We start from the raw sequence: 19,583 nt of genomic DNA on the forward strand, positions 1-19,583 counted from the left end.
CCCTTGGGGGGGGCTGGGGGGGTGACTTCTTCCTTCTTCCTTCTACTTATCTTCTAGATTCTAGCGGAGGCAGTAGCTCAAGCCGCGCGATCCTGCTACGATCGAATTAGTTAACAAAACTTTGCATAACTGCCGTGACTACACAACAGCTAGTATCAGCCAACAGCTTAGAAAAATTAATTTGGACATGGCGCGGCCACAAAATTCAATATACAGTCCAAGGAACAGGCCGCCCTCTCATCTTAATTCACGGCTTTGGAGCTTCGATCGGACATTGGAGAAACAACATCCCCGCCCTGGCGGCTGGCGGCTACCGAGTATTCGCCCTAGACTTGCTGGGATTCGGTGCTTCTGCTAAGCCAGCTCTAGATTACAGCCTAGAGTTGTGGGAAGAATTGCTGACAGATTTTTGGACGGAGTTGGTACAGGAACCGGCGGTGTTTGTCGGGAATTCCATCGGCGCTTTGCTGAGTTTGATGGTAGTCGCCAATCATCCCGAAATATCCGCCGGCGGAGTCTTGATTAATTGTGCTGGCGGGCTCAACCACCGTCCCCAAGAACTTAACTTTCTTCTGGGATTGGTGATGGGGACTTTTGCTCAATTAGTTCGATCGCCCATTTTTGGCCCGTTGCTATTCCACAACATCCGCCAAAAACACCGCATCCGCAACACCCTGCGCCAAGTCTACGGGAACCAGGAAGCCATTACGGAGGAACTGGTAGAACTCCTCCACGCCCCCTCCTGCGATCCGGGAGCTCAACAGGTTTTTGCGTCGATTCTGACAGCCCCCGCAGGCCCTCAACCGTCGGAATTGCTACCTAAAGTCGATCGCCCCTTATTGGTACTTTGGGGTGCTGATGACCCCTGGACTCCGATCGCAGGTAGTAAAATTTATCAGGATTTGGCGGATAATGGGCGATCGGTCAAATTTGTTTCGATTCCCAACACAGGGCACTGTCCCCACGACGAACGCCCCACTCAAGTCAATGCTCTGATTTTGGACTGGATGGCCCAGTTGAATTGATGAGTCTCCCCAGCATCCCGATCCTTTGTGTCCAAGGGTTTCAAGGCTGATGTTTCCGCTGTTAGAAGACTTGCCAAAAAAAGTTTTGTGAAAAGTCTTGACAGGGTTGGCTGAGTCGGCTAGAGTAATGGACGTGTGAGGAGCGAACCAGTAAGAGCACCGAGACGAAACACGGCCAGTCGTCGGTGCTCTTTCTGTTGAAACCATTTTTTTTAAGTTTTAAATTATTTGACTGAGGCGATCGCATTGGGCGTTGATGCTGGTAGGGCGATCGACCAACCAAAAACCTAGGTCATTAGCTGACCTGTCGTGGGAAAATTAAAGTCTTCCTAAAAGAACGGGACTTTAGACCCAAATTTTTGGTAATAAACTACAAATTTTGATTTTGTGCAACCCATTGAACGATCGCCTCACTCAGCCCATCCAATGTATATTCCTTAGCTTCCACATCTAATTTACCCAATAAGTTGTAGCAACTTTTGGAAGTTTCCGGCCCGATGGAAGCGATGCAAACATTTTTCAACCAATCCTGATTGCGAGACAATTCTGGGCTTTGTTCTATCAGTTTACAAAAATTTTGTACGGTTTTGGAACTGGCAAATGTTATAATATCAACTGCTCGATTTTGCAGCGCAGCTAGGGCGATCGGATCGATGTTTTCGGGACAGCAAGATTGATAAGCTGGTGCTTCGATGACTTGGGCTCCTTTCGCCGTGAATTCTTTGACTAAAACTTCTCTGCCGCCACTTTCTACTCTGGGAAATAGGATTTTGCAGTTGGTAGGGGCGATGCCCCCGCGATCGCCCTCCACGCCCTCCCAAGGGAAGTTTTCGACTAGGGAATCGGCGACAAAGTTAGGGGGAATAAAGTCTGGTTGCAAAGAGTGCGATCGCAAAGTTTCGGCGGTTTTTTTGCCGACAACTGCAATTTTAATTCCGAACAAGCTGCGGGCATCTTTGCCGCTGGCTTCTAGTCTTTCAAAAAAGTAGTTTACTGCGTTGGTGGAAGTGAGAATTAACCAGTGAAAACTTGACAATTGGGCGATCGCGCTGTCCAATGGTTCCCAGGTGGAAGGGGGACCAATCACTAGGGCGGGCATTTCGATGGCGCGGGCTCCTTGTTGCTGGAGGCAATGGGTAAATTGACCCGATTGAGAAGCTGCACGAGTGACTAAAATAGTTTTTCCTGCTAGCGGCAATGGGTTCTTATTAATAGTGATATTTATGTCGATCATGTTGGTGCTTTGGGGCTGGATTAAATATTCGCGTAACCTTACTACTTCCCCAATAATTATCACACAAGGTGACAGAGATTTGCCTGTAGTTTTGGATATGATATCGGAGAGATTCCCCAACCAAATTCGTTGTTCTGGGCGGCCACAATCTCGGATAATGGCGATGGGAGTTTGGCTGGATAATCCATGCTTTTGTAATTGCCAAACTATCTCACCCAAATTGCGCCCTCCCATCAATATTACCAAGGTTTCAATCTTGACTAATGCTTCCCATTCCAGAGCATCTGGTTCGTGGGCGCTCATCACTGCAAAACAGCGGCTCATTACTGGATCGGTGAGGGGAATTCCTGCTAGCAATGGTGCGGCGAAGGCGGAGGAAATTCCCGGTATGACTTCAAAGGCACAGTCCCCTGCGATTAATGCTTGAATTTCGGAGCTAGAACGTCCAAAAATAAAGGGGTCGCCACTTTTGAGGCGGACTACTTGTTTACCTTTGTGGCAGTATTCTACTAGCAAACGGTTGATTTCTTGTTGTTGAGTTGATGGTTTGCCTCCGCGTTTTCCGACTTCGATTTTGAGGCAAGTTACGGGGATTAATTCGAGTTGGGGGATATCGACTAGAGCGTCGTAGATTAAGACTTGGGCTTGGGAGAGCAATTTTTGCGATCGCACTGTCATCAAATCACAATCTCCTGGCCCCGCCCCGACTAGATAAACTTTGCCTTTTGGGTTTTTCACGAGTTTGCCTCCGTGGTATACTTGATATTAAAATTGTCGGTTATATTTGATTTTATGCAGATTATCATCATTACGGCCGCCGATGCAAATTACTTTGAACTGGTGCGAGGCACTATTTTATCGGTGCGGGAAAAACCAGAGGGGGAAAATGTGGCGATCGGCTTTTTCGATCTCGGCTGCACTCCCGAACAATTACAATGGCTAGAAACACAAGTTAATATCATTAAAAAACCCGATTGGGACTTTGATTTTCCTGGCAAAAATGAAGCCCCTCACTATCTAAAAGGACTTTTAGCACGTCCGTTTTTGCGCCAATACTTCCCCAACTTTGACATCTATCTTTGGATAGATGCCGATGCTTGGGTACAAAGTTGGAAGGCTGTTGAACTGTTAGTTAAAGGAGCAGCAAAGCGGGGTTTAGCAGTTGTTCCAGAACTCGATCGCGGTTATTATTTAGCTTACGGCAAACTGTCTTGGTACTGGGAATTTGTTTATCGGGATTATCAAGCAGCTTTTGGGGAAGAAGTTGCCCAGAAATTGCACAGCTATCCTACCATCAATGCTGGTGTTTTTGCGCTGCACAAAAATGCACCGCACTGGGAACTTTGGGCAGAATATTTGGCCCAGGGATTGCAGCAGCACGTATCTTTGATGAGCGACCAAATTGCCTTAAATTGCTTGGTTTACGGCACTGCACTCTTTGACAAAACAGAGATATTGCCGGCTTGGTGCAACTGGAGTTGCAACTTTGGTTTGCCCGTGTGGGACAAGCAGCGGGGTTGTTTTGTGGAACCGTATTTGCCGCAGGAGGCGATCGGGATTTTGCACATGACCGGTCACAAACATGACTTGGTAAAATTAGCCACCACAGACGGCGAAACAATAGAAATCAGCCTCCGTTACCAACCCATTCAGCCGAAAAAAATGACAGTACAAGGACACTCAGAAATCGCAAATAATACTTTATTGCCCGCCGGAGATTACATATCCCCCGGATTGAAAATCATCCTCCCAGATGCGTACTTTCCCAACATGATAGTCGGCGATACTCAGACTTGTCCGTGGCCTTATCTACGTCGAGAAATTCCTCACAATTGGTATGTCGATGGGCGAGCTTCCTCAGTCGGCTTTCTCAGTCGCGATGAAGCACACATTCTTTACAATACAGCCCTGCAATTTTCGGGTAAAAAAGCATTAGAAATAGGCTGCTGGCTGGGTTGGTCAGCCTGTCATTTAGCCCTGGCTGGAGTTGCCTTAGATGTCGTCGATCCGCTATTAGAAAGAGAAGACATCAGACAAAGTGTCATCGATTCAATTCAAGGAGCTCTCAATGCGTCGGGAGTTCAAACTACCGTCGAGCTAATTCCAGGTTACAGTCCCCAACGAGTCGAAGAATTTGCCGCTCAATTCAACCGCAAATGGTCGTTAATCTTTATTGATGGAGAACACGGCGGTGATGGCCCGTTAAATGATGCAATTGTTTGTGAAAAGTTGGCGGAAAAAGATGCAATAATTTTATTTCATGACTTAGCTGCTCCCGATGTTGCTAAAGGTTTAAATTACTTGAAAGAAAAGGGATGGCATACTGTAATTTATCAAACAATGCAAATTATGGGTGCTGCTTGGCGGGGCAATGTTGAGCCAGTCGCACATCAACCAGACCCCAATATTGTCTGGGAGTTGCCAGCACATTTGCAAGGCTATGATGTTAGCGGCACTTCTCAAAACTCCACCGAAATTATTCAAAATCACCAGTCATTGCCGCAGCTTCCAAGTCAACCTTTGATTTCTGTGATTATTCCCTGTTACAATCAATCTCATTTTTTACCCCAAGCAGTAACTAGCGTTATCAACCAAACTTACAAAAATTGGGAAATCATCATTATCAATGATGGCAGTTTAGATACTACTAGCACCGTCGCCCAAAATTTGATAGCAGCAAATCCCCAGCATCAAATTAGGCTAATCGAACAACCGAATCAAGGGATATCAATGGCGAGGAATGCTGGGATAGCAGCAGCAAAGGGCGAATACATCATCCCCTTAGATGCCGATGACATCTTAGTTGAAAATGCCTTAACTTGTCTTTTAGAAATATCTTTAAAATCACAAGTACCTTGCATAGCATTTGGTTCTTATCAAATTTTTGGTGGCAATGAAAATCGCACCGTACCCAGTTATGATTTATATTCACCAATAAATATCAAACAATCTAATATGATTTGCACGTCTTCATTGTATCACAAATCAGTTTGGGATTTGGTCAACGGTTACAAAGGAGAGATGAAAGAAGGTTATGAGGATTGGGAATTTTGGGTTAATTGTCACAAACATAGCATTCCTTTTTTGGGAACCAGAGAAATAGTTCTTAATTATCGTCGAGTTTATGGTTCTAGAAATGAAAAAGCTCAACCATACCATCATAAATTGGTAGCACAAATTGTTTCTTACAATCCAGAACTATACGATATTGAATGTGTAAACAGTGCTAACAGACTATTGGAATCAATCGCAAATTAATCTTTTTTATCTGGTAGGGTGCGTCGCTGCTATATTTTTGATTTTAATTGGAGATTGTCGAGTACGACGCACCCTACAGTATCTATCGGTGGATTGAAATTGTAATTTCAACCTACATTTTATATCAATTCTGGTTGTATCGGAATGATTTAACCGCGAAGGCGCGTTCCCCGCAGGGGTTCCCGTAGGGTAGGACGCGAAGGCAGAGAAGAGAGAGTGAGAGGGCGGGTTTTTGAAATTGTTAGTTTTGGGGCGATTATTGTTGATGAACCCGCCCCTACGGGAATTATGTATATAGCCCGCCAATCACATCCAAAAAACGCTTAACCTGTTTTTCCCAAGTCCAATCAAGCATGAAATTCGCCGCAGCTAAACCGCGACGTTGGGCTTCTTCACGATTAGTATAAATTTGTTCCAAAGCCTCGACGACTTCATCAACCTCCGACTCTCCCCAGCCTTCTATACCGGAAAAATGAACAGTAGGTTTAACTCGTCCCTGATTTGATAAAGGATAGCAATTATTGCTGCTAATCAAATCTAAATGACCCGTATTTGTTGATAAAATAGTAGGAATTCCGCAGGCCATACTTTCCATTGCGACTAAATTAGTGCCGCCTTCGCAGCGATTGGTGAAAACGGCTGCATCGGCTTCTCGCAATATTTGTCCGGCTAGATGATTGGGAATTAAGCCAATGTCGATAAAAGAGTCAACAGGTAAACCGTTAGCTACTAACCATTGGGCAATTCCTAAACTGCCATCGCGGTTAATATTGGGAAGTCCGATGACGTTTCCGGTTTGTTCTATGCCTAACATATATTGAGGCCAGAAGTTGTGCCATGCTGTTAGCAATAATGCTTCGGGATGTTTTTTGTGAAAGCGTTTGAAAGCGGCGACAATAATATCTTGACCTTTGCGATATTCTAGTTTGCCACCGGAGAAGATGACAAAGCGATCGCCAAATAGATTAGATTTGGGTACAGGATGGAAAATTGCGGGGTCAATGCCTTGATTTACCATGGCGACATTAGTCAAGCCGTAGCTTTTCAAAACATCGGCATTCCAGTGGGAACCGGCGACAATCGAACTATATTTTTTGGCTTTTTCTAATGCTTCTGCTGTGATTCTGGTGTCTTCAAAAAAGATGACTCCCACTGGAAAGTCACTGGTAATTTGATTTTCCAAACCAGAGGATGCTAAATTATTGCCGAGGGCGTAAAGTGCTGGAAAGTTGCAATTGATTTGTTTGTCTGAATTGGCTGCTACTAATTCTTGAAACTGTTTCTGTTTTGTTAATAATGGTAATAACAGCGCTTTGTGCAGCGGATTGATAATTTCTGAGATGGAAGGTGGTGCTAATAGTGCAACTTCCCAGGCGGGATTTGTCACCAGTTGCAGTGTTAAATTCATGCCATAAATTCCCCAGCCGCTGGTGACGCTGACTGGCCATGTGATACCTATTCCTGTTAGTTTTGGGGGTGTTTGTGGGGGTTGAATTTGAGGCTGAGCCAAAGCATCTGCGTTACCAGGTTCTGTCTGGGAACGAGGGTCTGTTTTCAAACCCGGAGATCCCCCCAGCAAGCGGGCGGGCACGGGGGCACCGCCCCTAAAAAGGGGAGAGAATTGTGTCAAAGTCCCCCTTTTTAAGGGGGATTTAGGGGGATCTGAATCTAATTGGAAAGCTTGAAAACACTCCCTAGGGGTTAGTGGGGGCGTTTCTGGGGCTTGAATTTGAGGCTGAGCCTGGGAACGAGTAGATTGTAGGGGCGGTGCCCCCGTGCCCGCCCTCTCTTGCAAGGCTGTTTTTAGGCGATCGCACACTCCCTCCCAATCACCCGCTTTTTGCTGCCTAAACAGCCGCACAGTGGGATACCAAGGGCTATCTTCTCTCTCCAACATCCACCGCCAATCGGGCACAAAAGAGAGCAAAATCCAGACTGGTTTTCCTAAAGCACCGGCTAAGTGGGCGACAGCAGTATCTACACAAATTACTAAATCCAGTTGGGAAATAATGGCTGCGGTGTCGGCAAAATCTCCTAACTCTGGGCTCAAATCCTGCACTTGCTGTTGATTGAGTAAAGTGCGATCGCCTTGTGATAAGTCTTTCTGAAGGTTATAAAAACTCACTCCTGGCACGTTTAAAAACTTCCTAAAATCCTTCAACGTACAGGAGCGATCGTGATTTTTTCGGTGCAGCGGGCTACCAGACCAAACAATCCCTACTTTGAGTTGATTGTTGGGTTCTAAGGAATATTTAAAATCCTGTGGGGGAGCTAGATAAGGAATATTCACGGGTAGATTTTCTAAGGTAGTACCCATAATTTTGGGTAGACTCAAGAGTGGCGCTTGTAGTTGAAACTCTAGCAAATCCTTGGGCCTTGTTACTACACGATCTATGCCTGCAACTCCTGCAAATAAACGCTGCAAAGATTGATGACAAGCCACAATAACTTGGCCACCTTTTTGCTTAACTAAAGCTGCGTAACGGATAAAATGAATGGCATCGCCAAAACCTTGTTCTGAATGCAGCAAAATAGTTTTTCCCTGGAAATTACCACCATCCCAAAGTGGTTGGGCGAAATATCTGGCTTCCAATTCTTGAGTTTGCCAGCGCCATTCATATTCAGCAAAACCGCGCGAAAAATTGCCAGTAAGCAGCAAGGCTAAGGCTAGTCTTAAATGAGTATGCGGTGAGTCTGAAGATAATTCAATTGCGCGATCGTAATATTCGATCGCAAGGGCAACTTTTCCATCTTCTTCGAGGGCGCAACCTAAGTATAAGTTAGTTTCACCCTGATTGGGATCGATTTCTAGGGCTTGTTGATAATGGGAAATTGCCTCGGATATTAGCCCGTCTTCTTGTTGGAGATAGCCTAAATGACTGTGGGCTTCTGGGTGACTCGGATTCAGCGCAATTACTTGTTTATATCGGGCGATCGCTGCTGCTTTTTTACCCTGTTTGTTGAGAGCATTTGCTATGTGAAATTCTACCTGAGCGGGTGATAATAAATTAGACTGTAGGGGCGGTGCCCCCGTGCCCGCCCTGTCTTGTGAATGGTGCGTGCCCGCCCTGTCTTGTGAATGGTGCGTGCCCGCCCTGTCTTGTGGATGGTGCGTGCCCGCCCTGTCTTGTGGATGGTGCGTGCCCGCCCTGTCTTGTGGATGGTGCGTGCCCACCATGTGTTGTAAGGCTGTTTTTAGGCGATCGAATACTCCCTCCCAATCACCCGGTTTTTGCTGACGAAACAACCGTGCTGTCGGATACCAAGGGCTATCTTCTCTCTCCAACATCCACCGCCAATCGGGCACAAAAGAGAGCAAAATCCAGACTGGTTTTCCCAAAGCACCGGCTAAGTGGGCGACAGCGGTATCTACAGAAATTACTAAATCCAATTGCGCTATCACCGCTGCGGTATCTGCCAAATCTTTCAAATTATCGCTTAAATCTGTGACTGGAATTTGACTTAATAAAGTGCGATCGCCCGCCGATAATTCTTTCTGAAGACTGTAAAAACTTACTCCTGGAAGATCTAACAATTTCAGAAAATAGCTTAAATCAGTCGATCGCATAAAATCTTTCAAATGTTCCGAACTCCCAGCCCAAACAATCCCTATTTTAAAATTGGGGTTTAAATCCAGAGAAAAATGCCCGTCAGCAGGAGGCGATAAATAAGGAATATTTGCCGGGATATTTTCTAGGTTTGTTCCCAAAATGTAGGGCAAACTCATCAGCGGTGCTTGTAACTGAAATTCCGGCAACTCCTCTACTTTAACTACTACTTGTTCAATTTCCGGAATTGTTTGGAATAAACCCTTGAGTTCTGGATAGCAAGAGACCAATACTTTAGCACCTTTTTGCTGGAGAATGGAGGCGTAACGTACAAAGTGAATCGCGTCGCCAAAACCTTGTTCGCAACGTAACAAAATAGTTTTTCCTGCCAAATCAGAACCATCCCAAACTGGCTGTGCTAAAGGGAACCAGTCCAATTGTTTTCCCTGCTCTGTTTCCCATCGCCATTGGTACTCAGCAAAACCGCGCTCGCAGTCTCCATTCAACAGTAATGCTAAGCTTAAATTGAAATGAGCTTTACCACATTTTGCATCAAGTTTCAAGGCTCGTTCGTAAGAGGCAATTGCTTTGGGTATGTCGCCAATTCCTTCTAAAGCACTGCCTAGATTATTCAAACTTTCCACAGAATCTGGCTGCAAAACTAAGGCGGTTTCTAAATTATCAATTGCCGAGGGGAATTCGTGTATTTTTAAGTACAAATTACCCAAATAATAGTATCCTTGGGGGTTGTCAGGTTCTAGGTAAATGCACTGTTGATAAAAGCGTTTAGCCTCTTCTGGCTGACCTTTGGCTTCCATTGCCACGCCCAGATTTATCAGTGCTGGCACGTAATTAGAAGTAGCAAAAAGCGCTTGCTGAAAATAAGCGATCGCACTGGAAAATTCTCCCTGCTGCTGGAGAATTGAGCCGAGATTGTTCAGAGCTTTGACATAGAGTGGATTCAGGGCGATCGCCTTTTGAAAACAAGACACAGCCTCAGCCATATTCCCCTGAGATTGGTGCAAAATGCCCAAGTTGTTGTAGCCTTGAGGGGAGTCTGGGTCGATTTCTATGGCTCGCAAATAATATCTGGCTGCCTCGGTAAAATCGCCGATTTGGTGCAGCGTCACCGCCAAATTAGTTGTAGCTGCTATCAAATCTGGCTGATAAACTAAAGCTTTTTTAAAATAGGCGATCGCCTCGGAAAATTCACCCTGGGACTTCAGCAGATTTCCCAGATTAAACTGTTGTTGAGCTAAGTCTAAACTGGACTGATTTTCGATTAATTTTTCCTCTGGTTGATGCTCGCAAATCTGAGATTTTAGCGCTAAAGCCACCCGCCCAAAAACCCCTTCCCAATCCCCGGCTTTTTCTTGTCGAAACAACTTGGCCGTCGGATACCAAGGACTCTCTTCGCCCTCCAACATCCAGCGCCAATCGGGGGTAAAACAAAGCAAAATCCACACTGGTTTAGCCAAAGCCCCAGCCAAATGCGCCACTGAAGTATCCATAGAAATGACTAAATCCAGAGCCGAAATGGCCGCCGCCGTATCAGCAAAATCATGCAAATAAGCACTTAAATCTGCTATTTGCATTTGCTCTAATAAGGTACGTTCTGCTTCTGGGCATTCCTTTTGTAAGCTGTAAAACTCTACTCCCGGAATATCTAATAGTTTTACCACGCAAGTTAAGGGAAATGAACGCAGGTTATTTTGGGAATTTTTAGGATTTCCAGACCAGACAATTCCTACTTTTAAGTTAGAAGTTGGACGAAGAGTAAATTCTAGACCTGGTGGCGGTGCTAAATAGGGAACCTGGGCGGGTATAGTTGCTAAGGTGGTACCCAAAAGGTGAGGTAAACTCATTAATTGAGCGCGGACATCAAAATCCGGGGCTGTTTCTGGATCGACTATTAATCGATCGATGGCCCAAACCTGTTCAAATAAGCGCTGTAATTGGGGCGAACACCAAACAATGACGTTGCCGCCTTTTTGCTTAACTAAATCTGCGTAGCGGATAAACTGAATGGCATCGCCTAAACCCTGTTCTGGGCAAAGTAAAATAGTTTTTCCCTCCAAATCTTTACCGTCCCAAAAAGGCTGGATAAAGTTATTAGTGGGAAACTGTTTTTCTTGAACGAGCAGCCGCCATTCATACTCGGAAAAACCGCGTTCAAAATCTCCCATCAGCAGCAAAGCTAAAGCGAGATTTAAGTGAGCTTCTGGGTGAGTTTTATTGAACTCTACTCCGTGACTGTAGCAGGCGACAGCATCTGTAAACTGTCCTTGTTGCCGCAAAGCATTTCCCAAACCGTTGCAGGAATTAATTCCATCGGGTTGAAGTTCGATCGCCCGTTGGTAACATTCGATCGCCTCTGCCATTTTTCCCTCATCCTCAAAAGCCTTACCGAGATTGTTCAAAGCTGTTGGGAAGTCTGGTTTGAGACTCAAAGCTTGGTGATAGCAGGCGATCGCCTTGGCAATTTTTCCCTGTTTCTGAAACACAATTCCGAGATTACAATGAGCCTCAGCATGGGATGGCAATTTCTGAATCGCTTGCTGACAAACGGCTAGAGCCTCATCTAACTTTCCTTGCTGTTGCAGGGAACTCCCCAAACTAATCAGAGTTTCTGCTAAACTCGGTTGCAGTGCAGTCGATCGCTCGTAATACGCGATCGCCTCGGCGATTTTTCCTTGTCGAATAGTAGCGTAGGCTAGATTGTGCAAGGCTTCAAAGTAATTCGGTTCGATCGCGATCGCCCGTTCATAATTGGCGATCGCCCGATCGTAAAACTCCTTGGCTTCCCCTTCTTCATCCCCTTGTTTTTCCAAAGCAATGCCCAAATTCAAGTAAGCTTCAGGACAATTAGGATTAACTTCAATCCCTTGCTGATAGCAGTTTATCGCCTCCGCCAACTCCCCTTGGGCTTCCCGCGCCAGCCCCAGATTAATCCAAGCTTCGGCGCAATGGGGGTTTAAACTCAAAGCGCGATCGTAAACTGCGATCGCCTCTGCTGTTTCCCCTGCATCCGCCAGAGCACTCCCCAAATTGCTGAGAGTTTCCGCCAAATTCGGCTCAAGGGCTAAAGCTTGGCGGTAATGGGCGATCGCCTCTGGGAGCAAACCCATTTGTTGTTTGACAACACCCAAATTGCTGTACGCCATGGGGTTATGAGGATCGATCGCGATCGCCCTGGAGTAGCATTCGATCGCACCCGCAAACTTGCCTTGTCGCTGGAAATCACGCCCCTCCAGCAACGCTGCATCGGCCAAATCCGAAGGCGCGCCATGCACAGAAACCGCCAGCCCCAGAGCCTGCACCACCCGCCCAAAAACACCCTCCCAGTCACCCCTGATCGACTGACGGAAGAGCCGCGCCGTGGGATACCAAGGACTATCTTCCCGCTCCAAAAGCCAGCGCCAATCGGGGGAAAACGCCAGCAAAATCCACACTGGTTTGCCCAAAGCCCCCGCCAAATGGGCAACAGCGGTATCGATGGTAATCACTAAATCCAGTTGGGCGATCGCGGCTGCGGTATCAGCAAAATCCCCCAAATGGGGGCTCAAATCGACGATCGAGGTTTGATGTAACAACGCGCGATCGGCCTGTGACAGCTCTTTCTGCAAGCTATAAAAACTTACGCCAGAAACGTCCAAAAGTGGCAGAAATGCGCTCAAACTGCAAGAACGCTGCATATTCTTGCGATGTTTGGGATTCCCCGCCCAGACAATCCCAACTTTGAATTTGCGTCCTGGTAATAGAGCAAATTGACAATCTGCTGGGGGTGTTAAATAAGCAGTATTTGCAGGGATTGTTGACTTAGTTGTACCGAGAATGTATGGCAAACTCAACATGGGTGCTTGCACATCAAATTCGGGGATTAGCTCGCCTTTAACTATTAGTAAATCAATGCCATCAACGGTGGCAAACAAGCGATGTAATTGCGGATAACAGCCAACAATTACTCGTCCCCCTTTATTTTTGACGATCGCAGCATAGCGCACAAACTGAATAGAATCGCCCAAACCTTGTTCGGCGTGGAGTAAAATCGTCTTTCCCTGTAAATCAGAACCATCCCAAAGGGGCCGATATTCTCTGGCTGAAATTGTATCATCTGGCCCCGTCAAGAAACCGGAATGACTTGTGTGAAATCCTTGAATTTTCCAACGCCATTCGTATTCAGCCAAACCATTTTCTAAGTCTCCCACCAACAGCAAAGCCAGGGACAAATTCAGGCGAGCGCTAGCGTGTTCTGGATTCAAAGATATCACTCGTCGATAACAGGCGATCGCATCTTCTACCGCACCTTTTTCGAGAAAAGTCCGGCCTAAATTGTTGATAGCTTCCACAAAATCTGGTAGCAATTCCAGAGCTTTGTGGTAATATTCCAGGGCATCTTCTAGATTACCCTGTTCTTGCAATACTGTTCCCAGATTGTTTAAAGCTTCCCAGCTATGGGGTTGAACTTCCAGCGCTCGCCGATAGAGATTTACAGCCTCTAAAAGTTCGCCATTTTCTTGTAGCGCCACGGCCAAATTTATCAGGGCAGGTACGAAATCTGGTTGCACCGCCAGAGCTTTTTGGTAATGTTCGATCGCCTCTTGTGCTTGACCTTTTTCTTCAAATATTTTTGCCAAATTGTAAGCTGTTTGAGGAATCTTTTGGTCGAGTTTCCAAGCTTCTCTATAGTGCGGAATTGCTGCATCTAATTCTCCCTTTTCTTGTTGGAGAAAACCCAAGTTAATTCTGGCTTGGACGCAATTGGGGACAGTAGAGATAATCTGTTCATAAAGGGCGATCGCCTCTTCTTTTTCGCCGATTTCCATTAAGGAGTCTGCTTGCTGCAATTGTGCTTCTAAAGTGGCAACATCACGCCCATGGAGTGCAGTCATCTCAATCCCCTGGGAAATCTCTGCTTCCCTCCCCATCACTAACGAGTTGCTAGTTTCCTGTGTGGTTTGCAGGGGCAGGAATTGCAGCGATTCTGGGGTGGCATTGGCAGCAATCCCATCTGTGGCATAATTAGCATTATTGGCGATCGCAAAACAACTTAAAGCAGCTTTGACATCCTCAAACAATCCTTGCCAATTTTCCGGCTGACTTTGGCGAAACAGTCTCGCCGTCGGATACCAAGGATTGTCCTCTCTATCTAGCAGCCAACGCCAGTCAGGAGCAAAGGAAAGGAGTACCCAAACTGGTTTTCCCAAAGCACCAGCCAAATGTGCAACGGAGGTATCGACACTAATGACTAAATCCAGTTGAGAGATAGCAGAAGCGGTATCAGCAAAGTCGTTGAGATGGGGACTCAAATCCGGGACTAAGTGTTGATGTAATAAAGCGCGATCGTCCTCGGACAAGTTTTTTTGTAAACTATAAACAGCGATTCCCGGTACATCTAAAAATTGCATAAAATCGCTCAAATTACAAGAGCGTTGAGCATCTTTTCGGCGTTTGGGATTTCCTGCCCACACAATTCCCACCTTCAATTTAGCATCAGAAGCGAGGGCAAATTTGCATTCAGGAGGCGGGGCTAAGTAAGGAATATTTGCCGGGATTGTTTCCAAAGTTGTCCCCAAAATATAAGGCAAACTCATTAACGGTGCGTGAACATCAAAGGCAGGCAAATCTTTAAAATTAAGTGACAAATATTCCACACCAGCAACTGTAGCAAATAACCGCATCAATTCTGGATAGCAAACCAAGATCACTTTTGCCCCTTGACTGTAAAGCATCGGCGCGTAGCGAATAAACTGAATCGAGTCACCCAAACCTTGCTCAACGTGGAGTAAAATAGTTTTTCCCTGTAAACTCGAACCATCCCAAACTGGTTGGGTAAATTGTCTCGGTTGTAGTTGGGAAGTGCGCCACCGCCACTCATACTCAGCAAAGCCGCGTCGGAAATCTCCGAATAATAACAAACTTAGGGCAAATTCTACGTGGGCTGTACTGTTTTCTGGCTGCAATTCTAAGGCTCGACAATGACAGGAGAATGCTGATTGAAATTGTCCTAGAGTGACAAAAGCGTCGCCCAGATTATTAATTGCATCCATGAAATCTGGTTTTAATTTTAAAGCTTGTTGGTAATAGGATATTGCTAGCTGTATTTTGCCTTGTTCGTGGTATCCTGCGCCGATGTTATTCACGCATTCAGCATTGTTTGGTTCTAGTTTTAGGGCTTGTTGATAACAGTCAATGGCTGCTTGAAATTCACCTTGCTGTTGCCATATTGTTCCTAAAGCGATTATGGTATTGATTAAATCAGGATTGGTCTCTAAAGCTTTTTGGTAGCAAGCAATGGCGGCGTGGGTTTGACCTTGTTCTTTGAAAAGATTACCTAAATTATGGGCGATTTCGCTCCAGGTTGGTTCTAGTTTCATGGCTGTTTGATAGTAGCTAATAGCGGCGTCGGTGTCGCCCTGTTGCTGTTTAAGCCAGCCGATATTTTTGTGGGCTAATGCTGTATGGGGAGCGATTTCAAGGACTTGTTCATAGGAGGCGATCGCCCTTTGATGTTCGCCAATATCGAGCAAAACATGAGCCTTGTTTAAATGCGCTTCTACAAAATCGGGCTGTTGGGCGATCGCTTGTTCATAAAAGGCGATCGACTCAGCCATTTTACCCTGCTGTCTCACAGCGATTCCCAACAAACAAAGCACATTCGCAGACTCCGGCTGTACGGCTACGACTTGTCTGTACAAACTTTCAGCTTCTAACAAACGCCCCGCTTGGTGATATTCCCAAGCAATTTTCAAAGAGTCTTCCACATTCAGTTTACTGACAGGTTGTTGTGATTTCTTTTGAGAAGCCATAGTTATCTTTGTTGTTTGGGATTTCGCTAACTGGTAAGTGCCAAATTTTTGTAATGTGTTAACTATTCCTTCCTTCTATTTACCTCCTCCCTCTTCCCTCTTCCCTCTTCCCTCTTCCATCCCCCCTTGGGGGGGTAGGGGGGGTAGGGCGGTTCTTCTTCAATCTTCCCTCTTCAATCTTCCTTCTTCCTTCTTCCCTCTTCAATCTTCCTTCTTCCCTCTTCCCTCTTCAATCTTCAATCTTCCTTCTTCAATCTTCCTTCATCCCAACCAACAAGCTGCTGGAAAAATTATATACTCTAGAAAAAATAACTTCCAGATCCATTGATAAAATTGAGCTACCTGCATTTTATCCTCCAAATCAACTTTGAGGCTCCAAAACCACATCAAACCCAAAGCTACCACATGAGTAAGCGCCAGAAATCCTAAATTAACATTTGGCAATATTAACACTCCTGCTAAAATTATGCCGACATAGCAAACAGTCAATACCCAGCGAGACAAATCAAAGACGGCCGGCTTTCCCATTTTAATCGTAAACGTTGTAATATTGTATTGCCGATCGCCCTCCATGTCAGGAATATCTTTAAAAATGGCGATCGCAAAAGTAAACACCACTACAAATACCGTCAGCACCCAAACTTTCCCAGGAATCGCCACAGACAAACTCTCCAAATCCCAGCCCGAAAAAACACTTTTCGCCCTTCCCACACTCAACACCCAATTAAAGTGCAAAAATAACCCTAAATTTACAATCGCGCCCCGCACCGTAAAAATGCACAGCGCCGCCCAAAAAGGAAACCGCTTCAGGCGAATTGGCGGCAGAGAATAAGCAGTCCCGATCGCCAAACTGACACCCACAGTCGCCAGCAAAAACGGTCCTTGAAAAATCGCCGTTAAAATTGCGATCGCACCAGTCAAAGCAACTATTAATTCTCCGGTTTTCTGAGAAAACTCTCCCGATGCTAGCGGCAAATAAGGCTTATTAATTTTATCTATTTCAACATCTTCTAACTGATTCAATCCCACAATATAAATATTACCACAAATACAAGCTAACCAGGCCAAAGCCAGCGGTAAAAATACAGGATTCGCCAACAGTAGATCGCTTTGGGCGATCGCATACAAAGCCAACACGCTCAAGCTAGTACCGATAATTGTGTGCGGCCGAGAAAACTCCCAAAACGCCCTCAGCCAGCCTTGCGGAACCCAACCATTGCGATCGCTCTCAGACTTACCCACAGAATCATTACTCATAAACCTAAATTACCCCAAAAATTAATTAACAAATTGTCTCACAAAATAAGAACATATCTTAAAATTAAATTGCTTAATCACCAGGTGAGGGAAACAGACTATTGTCTCCCCATCCCCCTTTTTCAGTTAAACCCTACCCCACAAAGCCAAGCCACCACCTCGTCCCCTAGCCGCAATTATCCCATCTTCCACTAGAAAATAAGCAAAAAAAGCCTGTTTCCCCACACTCAAACTCAAAAATTCCGCCTCCCGCGCTTCCCCACCGCGAATATATCCTTGATATACAGTTTTCCCCAACAACTTCACCATAATTCTGGTAAAATCAAAAGCTAAAATATTATTAGGTAAAAACTTAGTAGGCCCGGAAAGAGTCAGTTCCATAGTCCCAACTTTCACAGAATTTTCGACTCGGCCAATTTCACTATTGTCTTCTCCTTGGGCCACAGGTGCTGCGGAGTAAGCTATTTGAATTTTCGCCAGCCACTGAGGAACGTATTTGCCCGCACCTAACACAATCCCCGCTTTTTGTCGAGTCTTTTTTGTGCCAGTGATAAAGCACAGTTGCCAGTGGCCGATTAGCTGGTGAAAAGTATAGCGAGGTTTAGTTTTTTTGGAGTTTTTTTCGGCGGCTAGCAGGGCTGTGACTACTGCGTTGGAAGATGGTTTAGAATTAGATTGAGCGGCTTGTTCTAGAATTGATATATGTTCCATTTAATCAACAATATAGTAGCAGGAAGTTTGGGAGTGATGAGTTTAGTCCTCAACAGCGAAATTAGACCCTAATCAGGACTTTAGTCCTGACTACAAATTTGACAACAGATGTATTTTACCGCTCAACTACTTAATTAGTGGAGAAAAACATGGTTACGATCGCCCCAAACAACACAGAAATCATCATCATCGGCAGTGGAATCGGCGGGTTATGTTGCGGTGCAATGCTTGCCCGCTATGGCTTTGAGGTTATAGTTTGCGAAAGTCATTCCCTCGCCGGCGGGGCTGCACACGGCTTTGAAAAGGGCGGATTTAACTTCGACTCCGGGCCCTCTCTCTACTCAGGACTATCTTACAGCCCCTCGGCAAATCCGCTGCGACAAGTTTTGGATGCGATCGGCGAACAACTCCCCTGCATCACCTACGATACTTGGGGCTGCTGTTTGCCCGAAGGCGATTTCGACACTTCCGTCGGCGCGAGTCAATTTGGCGAAGTGCTCGCCAGACTGCGAGGCACCGCCGCCGTCGCCGAATGGCAACAACTCCAGCGCGTCATGGAGCCCTACGCCCAAGCAGCCACCGCCTTACCCCCCCTGGCTTTGCGCTTCGATTTAGGGGCTGTTTTCACCCTAGGCCAATTTGCCCCAGCTTTCCTGCAAAGCGCCGGCAATGCCCTGAAACTGGCTGGCCCTTTCAGCCAAATTATGGACGAAAATGTCAAAGATCCCTTTGTGCGCAATTGGCTAAACCTGTTGTGTTTCCTGCTGTCTGGACTTCCGGCAGAGGGGACTATTTCCGCCGAAGTCGCCTTCATGTTTGCCGACTGGTATCGCCCCAATGCCGTTTTAGACTATCCCATCGGCGGTAGTGCAGGTTTGGTAAATGCCCTGGTACGGGGTTTAGAGCGCCACGGAGGCCAGTTGCTGCTGAATTCTCACGTCGCAGAGGTTTTGGTGGAAAACAACCGGGCTGTGGGCGTGCGACTGCGATCGGGCAAAGTTATTCGATCGCACAAAGCCGTCATCTCCAACGCTTCTGTGTGGGATACCCTGAAACTGCTGCCTGAAACTTCCGTGCCCAAAAGCTTTCGGCAACAGCGACAGGCAACTCCCGAATGCGACAGTTTCATGCACCTGCATTTGGGAATTGACGCCACGGGAGTGCGATCGGACTTAGCCTGTCACTACATCTTTGTCAAAGACTGGGAACAGGGCATTAGCGCACCTCAGAACGTCGTTCTCATCTCGATTCCCTCCCTCCTCGACCCCGGACTCGCCCCAGCCGGAAAGCACGTCATTCACGCTTACACGCCCGGAAATGAGCCCTACGATTTGTGGCAAAATCTCGATCGCACCAGCGTCGCATACCAACAGCAAAAACAAGCACGGGCAGAGGTAATGTGGGAAGCCTTAGAGAGGATTATTCCCGATATTCGATCGCGCACAGAAGTCACCCTCATCGGCACACCCCTCACCCACCAACGGTTTTTGCGCCGCCATCGCGGTTCCTACGGGCCTGGAATTCCCGCGGGTAGGGGCTTGTTTCCGGGGCCGGGAACACCTTTAGCAGGGCTGTATTGCTGCGGAGATTCCACCTTTCCGGGCATTGGTTTGCCCGCTGTGGCCGCTAGCGGGGCGATCGCCGCTAATTCCATCGCCCCATTGCACAAACATTTGGAAATGCTGCGCAGTATTAGAAATTTCCAATAATTATTTGTAGTTTCTGGTTTGTGATTGGTCAA

Annotated in this window: 7 protein-coding genes; 3 read left to right on the forward strand and 4 right to left on the reverse strand. The window is 46.3% G+C overall.

All coding sequences use genetic code 11. From position 1 onward, the window contains the following. Positions 1–134 precede the first annotated feature (134 nt). The gene (locus AAFP14_RS03465) at positions 135–1,025 is read left to right on the forward strand and encodes an alpha/beta fold hydrolase (RefSeq protein ID WP_341730908.1); all 891 of its coding nucleotides are present in this window, start codon (positions 135–137) and stop codon (positions 1,023–1,025) included. A gap of 370 nt (positions 1,026–1,395) precedes the next feature. Here the strand turns inward: AAFP14_RS03465 and cobA are convergent, their stop codons facing one another. Next, on the reverse strand, positions 1,396–2,997 hold the full coding sequence (gene cobA / locus AAFP14_RS03470) for a uroporphyrinogen-III C-methyltransferase (RefSeq protein WP_341730909.1): 1,602 nt from the start codon (positions 2,995–2,997) through the stop codon (positions 1,396–1,398). 12 nt (positions 2,998–3,009) lie between these two features. Between cobA and AAFP14_RS03475 the strand changes: the two genes are divergently transcribed. Continuing rightward, positions 3,010–5,517: a glycosyltransferase gene (locus AAFP14_RS03475; protein WP_341730910.1), complete on the forward strand. Its 2,508-nt coding sequence runs from the start codon at positions 3,010–3,012 to the stop codon at positions 5,515–5,517. Positions 5,518–5,803: 286 nt separating this feature from the next. On the opposite strand, the gene AAFP14_RS03480 is transcribed toward AAFP14_RS03475, so the two are convergent. From AAFP14_RS03480 to AAFP14_RS03490, 3 genes are all read right to left on the reverse strand, one after another. Continuing rightward, positions 5,804–15,874 carry a tetratricopeptide repeat protein gene (locus AAFP14_RS03480; RefSeq protein ID WP_341730911.1) on the reverse strand — a complete coding sequence of 3,357 codons (10,071 nt, stop codon included), beginning with the start codon at positions 15,872–15,874 and terminating at the stop codon, positions 5,804–5,806. Positions 15,875–16,135: 261 nt separating this feature from the next. Further along, entirely contained in the window at positions 16,136–17,131 is a 996-nt protein-coding gene (locus AAFP14_RS03485) for a homogentisate phytyltransferase (protein ID WP_341730912.1), read from the reverse strand. 126 nt (positions 17,132–17,257) lie between these two features. Further along, the gene (locus AAFP14_RS03490; protein WP_341730913.1) at positions 17,258–17,842 is read right to left on the reverse strand and encodes a hypothetical protein; all 585 of its coding nucleotides are present in this window, start codon (positions 17,840–17,842) and stop codon (positions 17,258–17,260) included. Positions 17,843–17,991: 149 nt separating this feature from the next. Between AAFP14_RS03490 and AAFP14_RS03495 the strand changes: the two genes are divergently transcribed. Further along, a complete protein-coding gene (locus AAFP14_RS03495) occupies positions 17,992–19,551 on the forward strand; it encodes a phytoene desaturase family protein (RefSeq protein ID WP_341730914.1) in 1,560 nt (519 codons plus the stop codon). Positions 19,552–19,583: the final 32 nt, after the last annotated feature.

Origin of the sequence: Microcoleus sp. EPA2, assembly GCA_020882975.1 — a bacterium.
In the GTDB taxonomy this organism is placed as follows: Bacteria; Cyanobacteriota; Cyanobacteriia; order Cyanobacteriales; family Microcoleaceae; genus Microcoleus.

Bases quoted from the DNA above. Each gene is read 5' to 3' on its own strand.
- AAFP14_RS03480 (WP_341730911.1), bottom strand. From the start codon at position 15,874: ATGGCTTCTCAAAAGAAATCACAACAACCTGTCAGTAAACTGAATGTG.
- AAFP14_RS03485 (WP_341730912.1), bottom strand. From the start codon at position 17,131: ATGAGTAATGATTCTGTGGGTAAGTCTGAGAGCGATCGCAATGGTTGG.
- AAFP14_RS03490 (WP_341730913.1), bottom strand. From the start codon at position 17,842: ATGGAACATATATCAATTCTAGAACAAGCCGCTCAATCTAATTCTAAA.
- AAFP14_RS03495 (WP_341730914.1), top strand. From the start codon at position 17,992: ATGGTTACGATCGCCCCAAACAACACAGAAATCATCATCATCGGCAGT.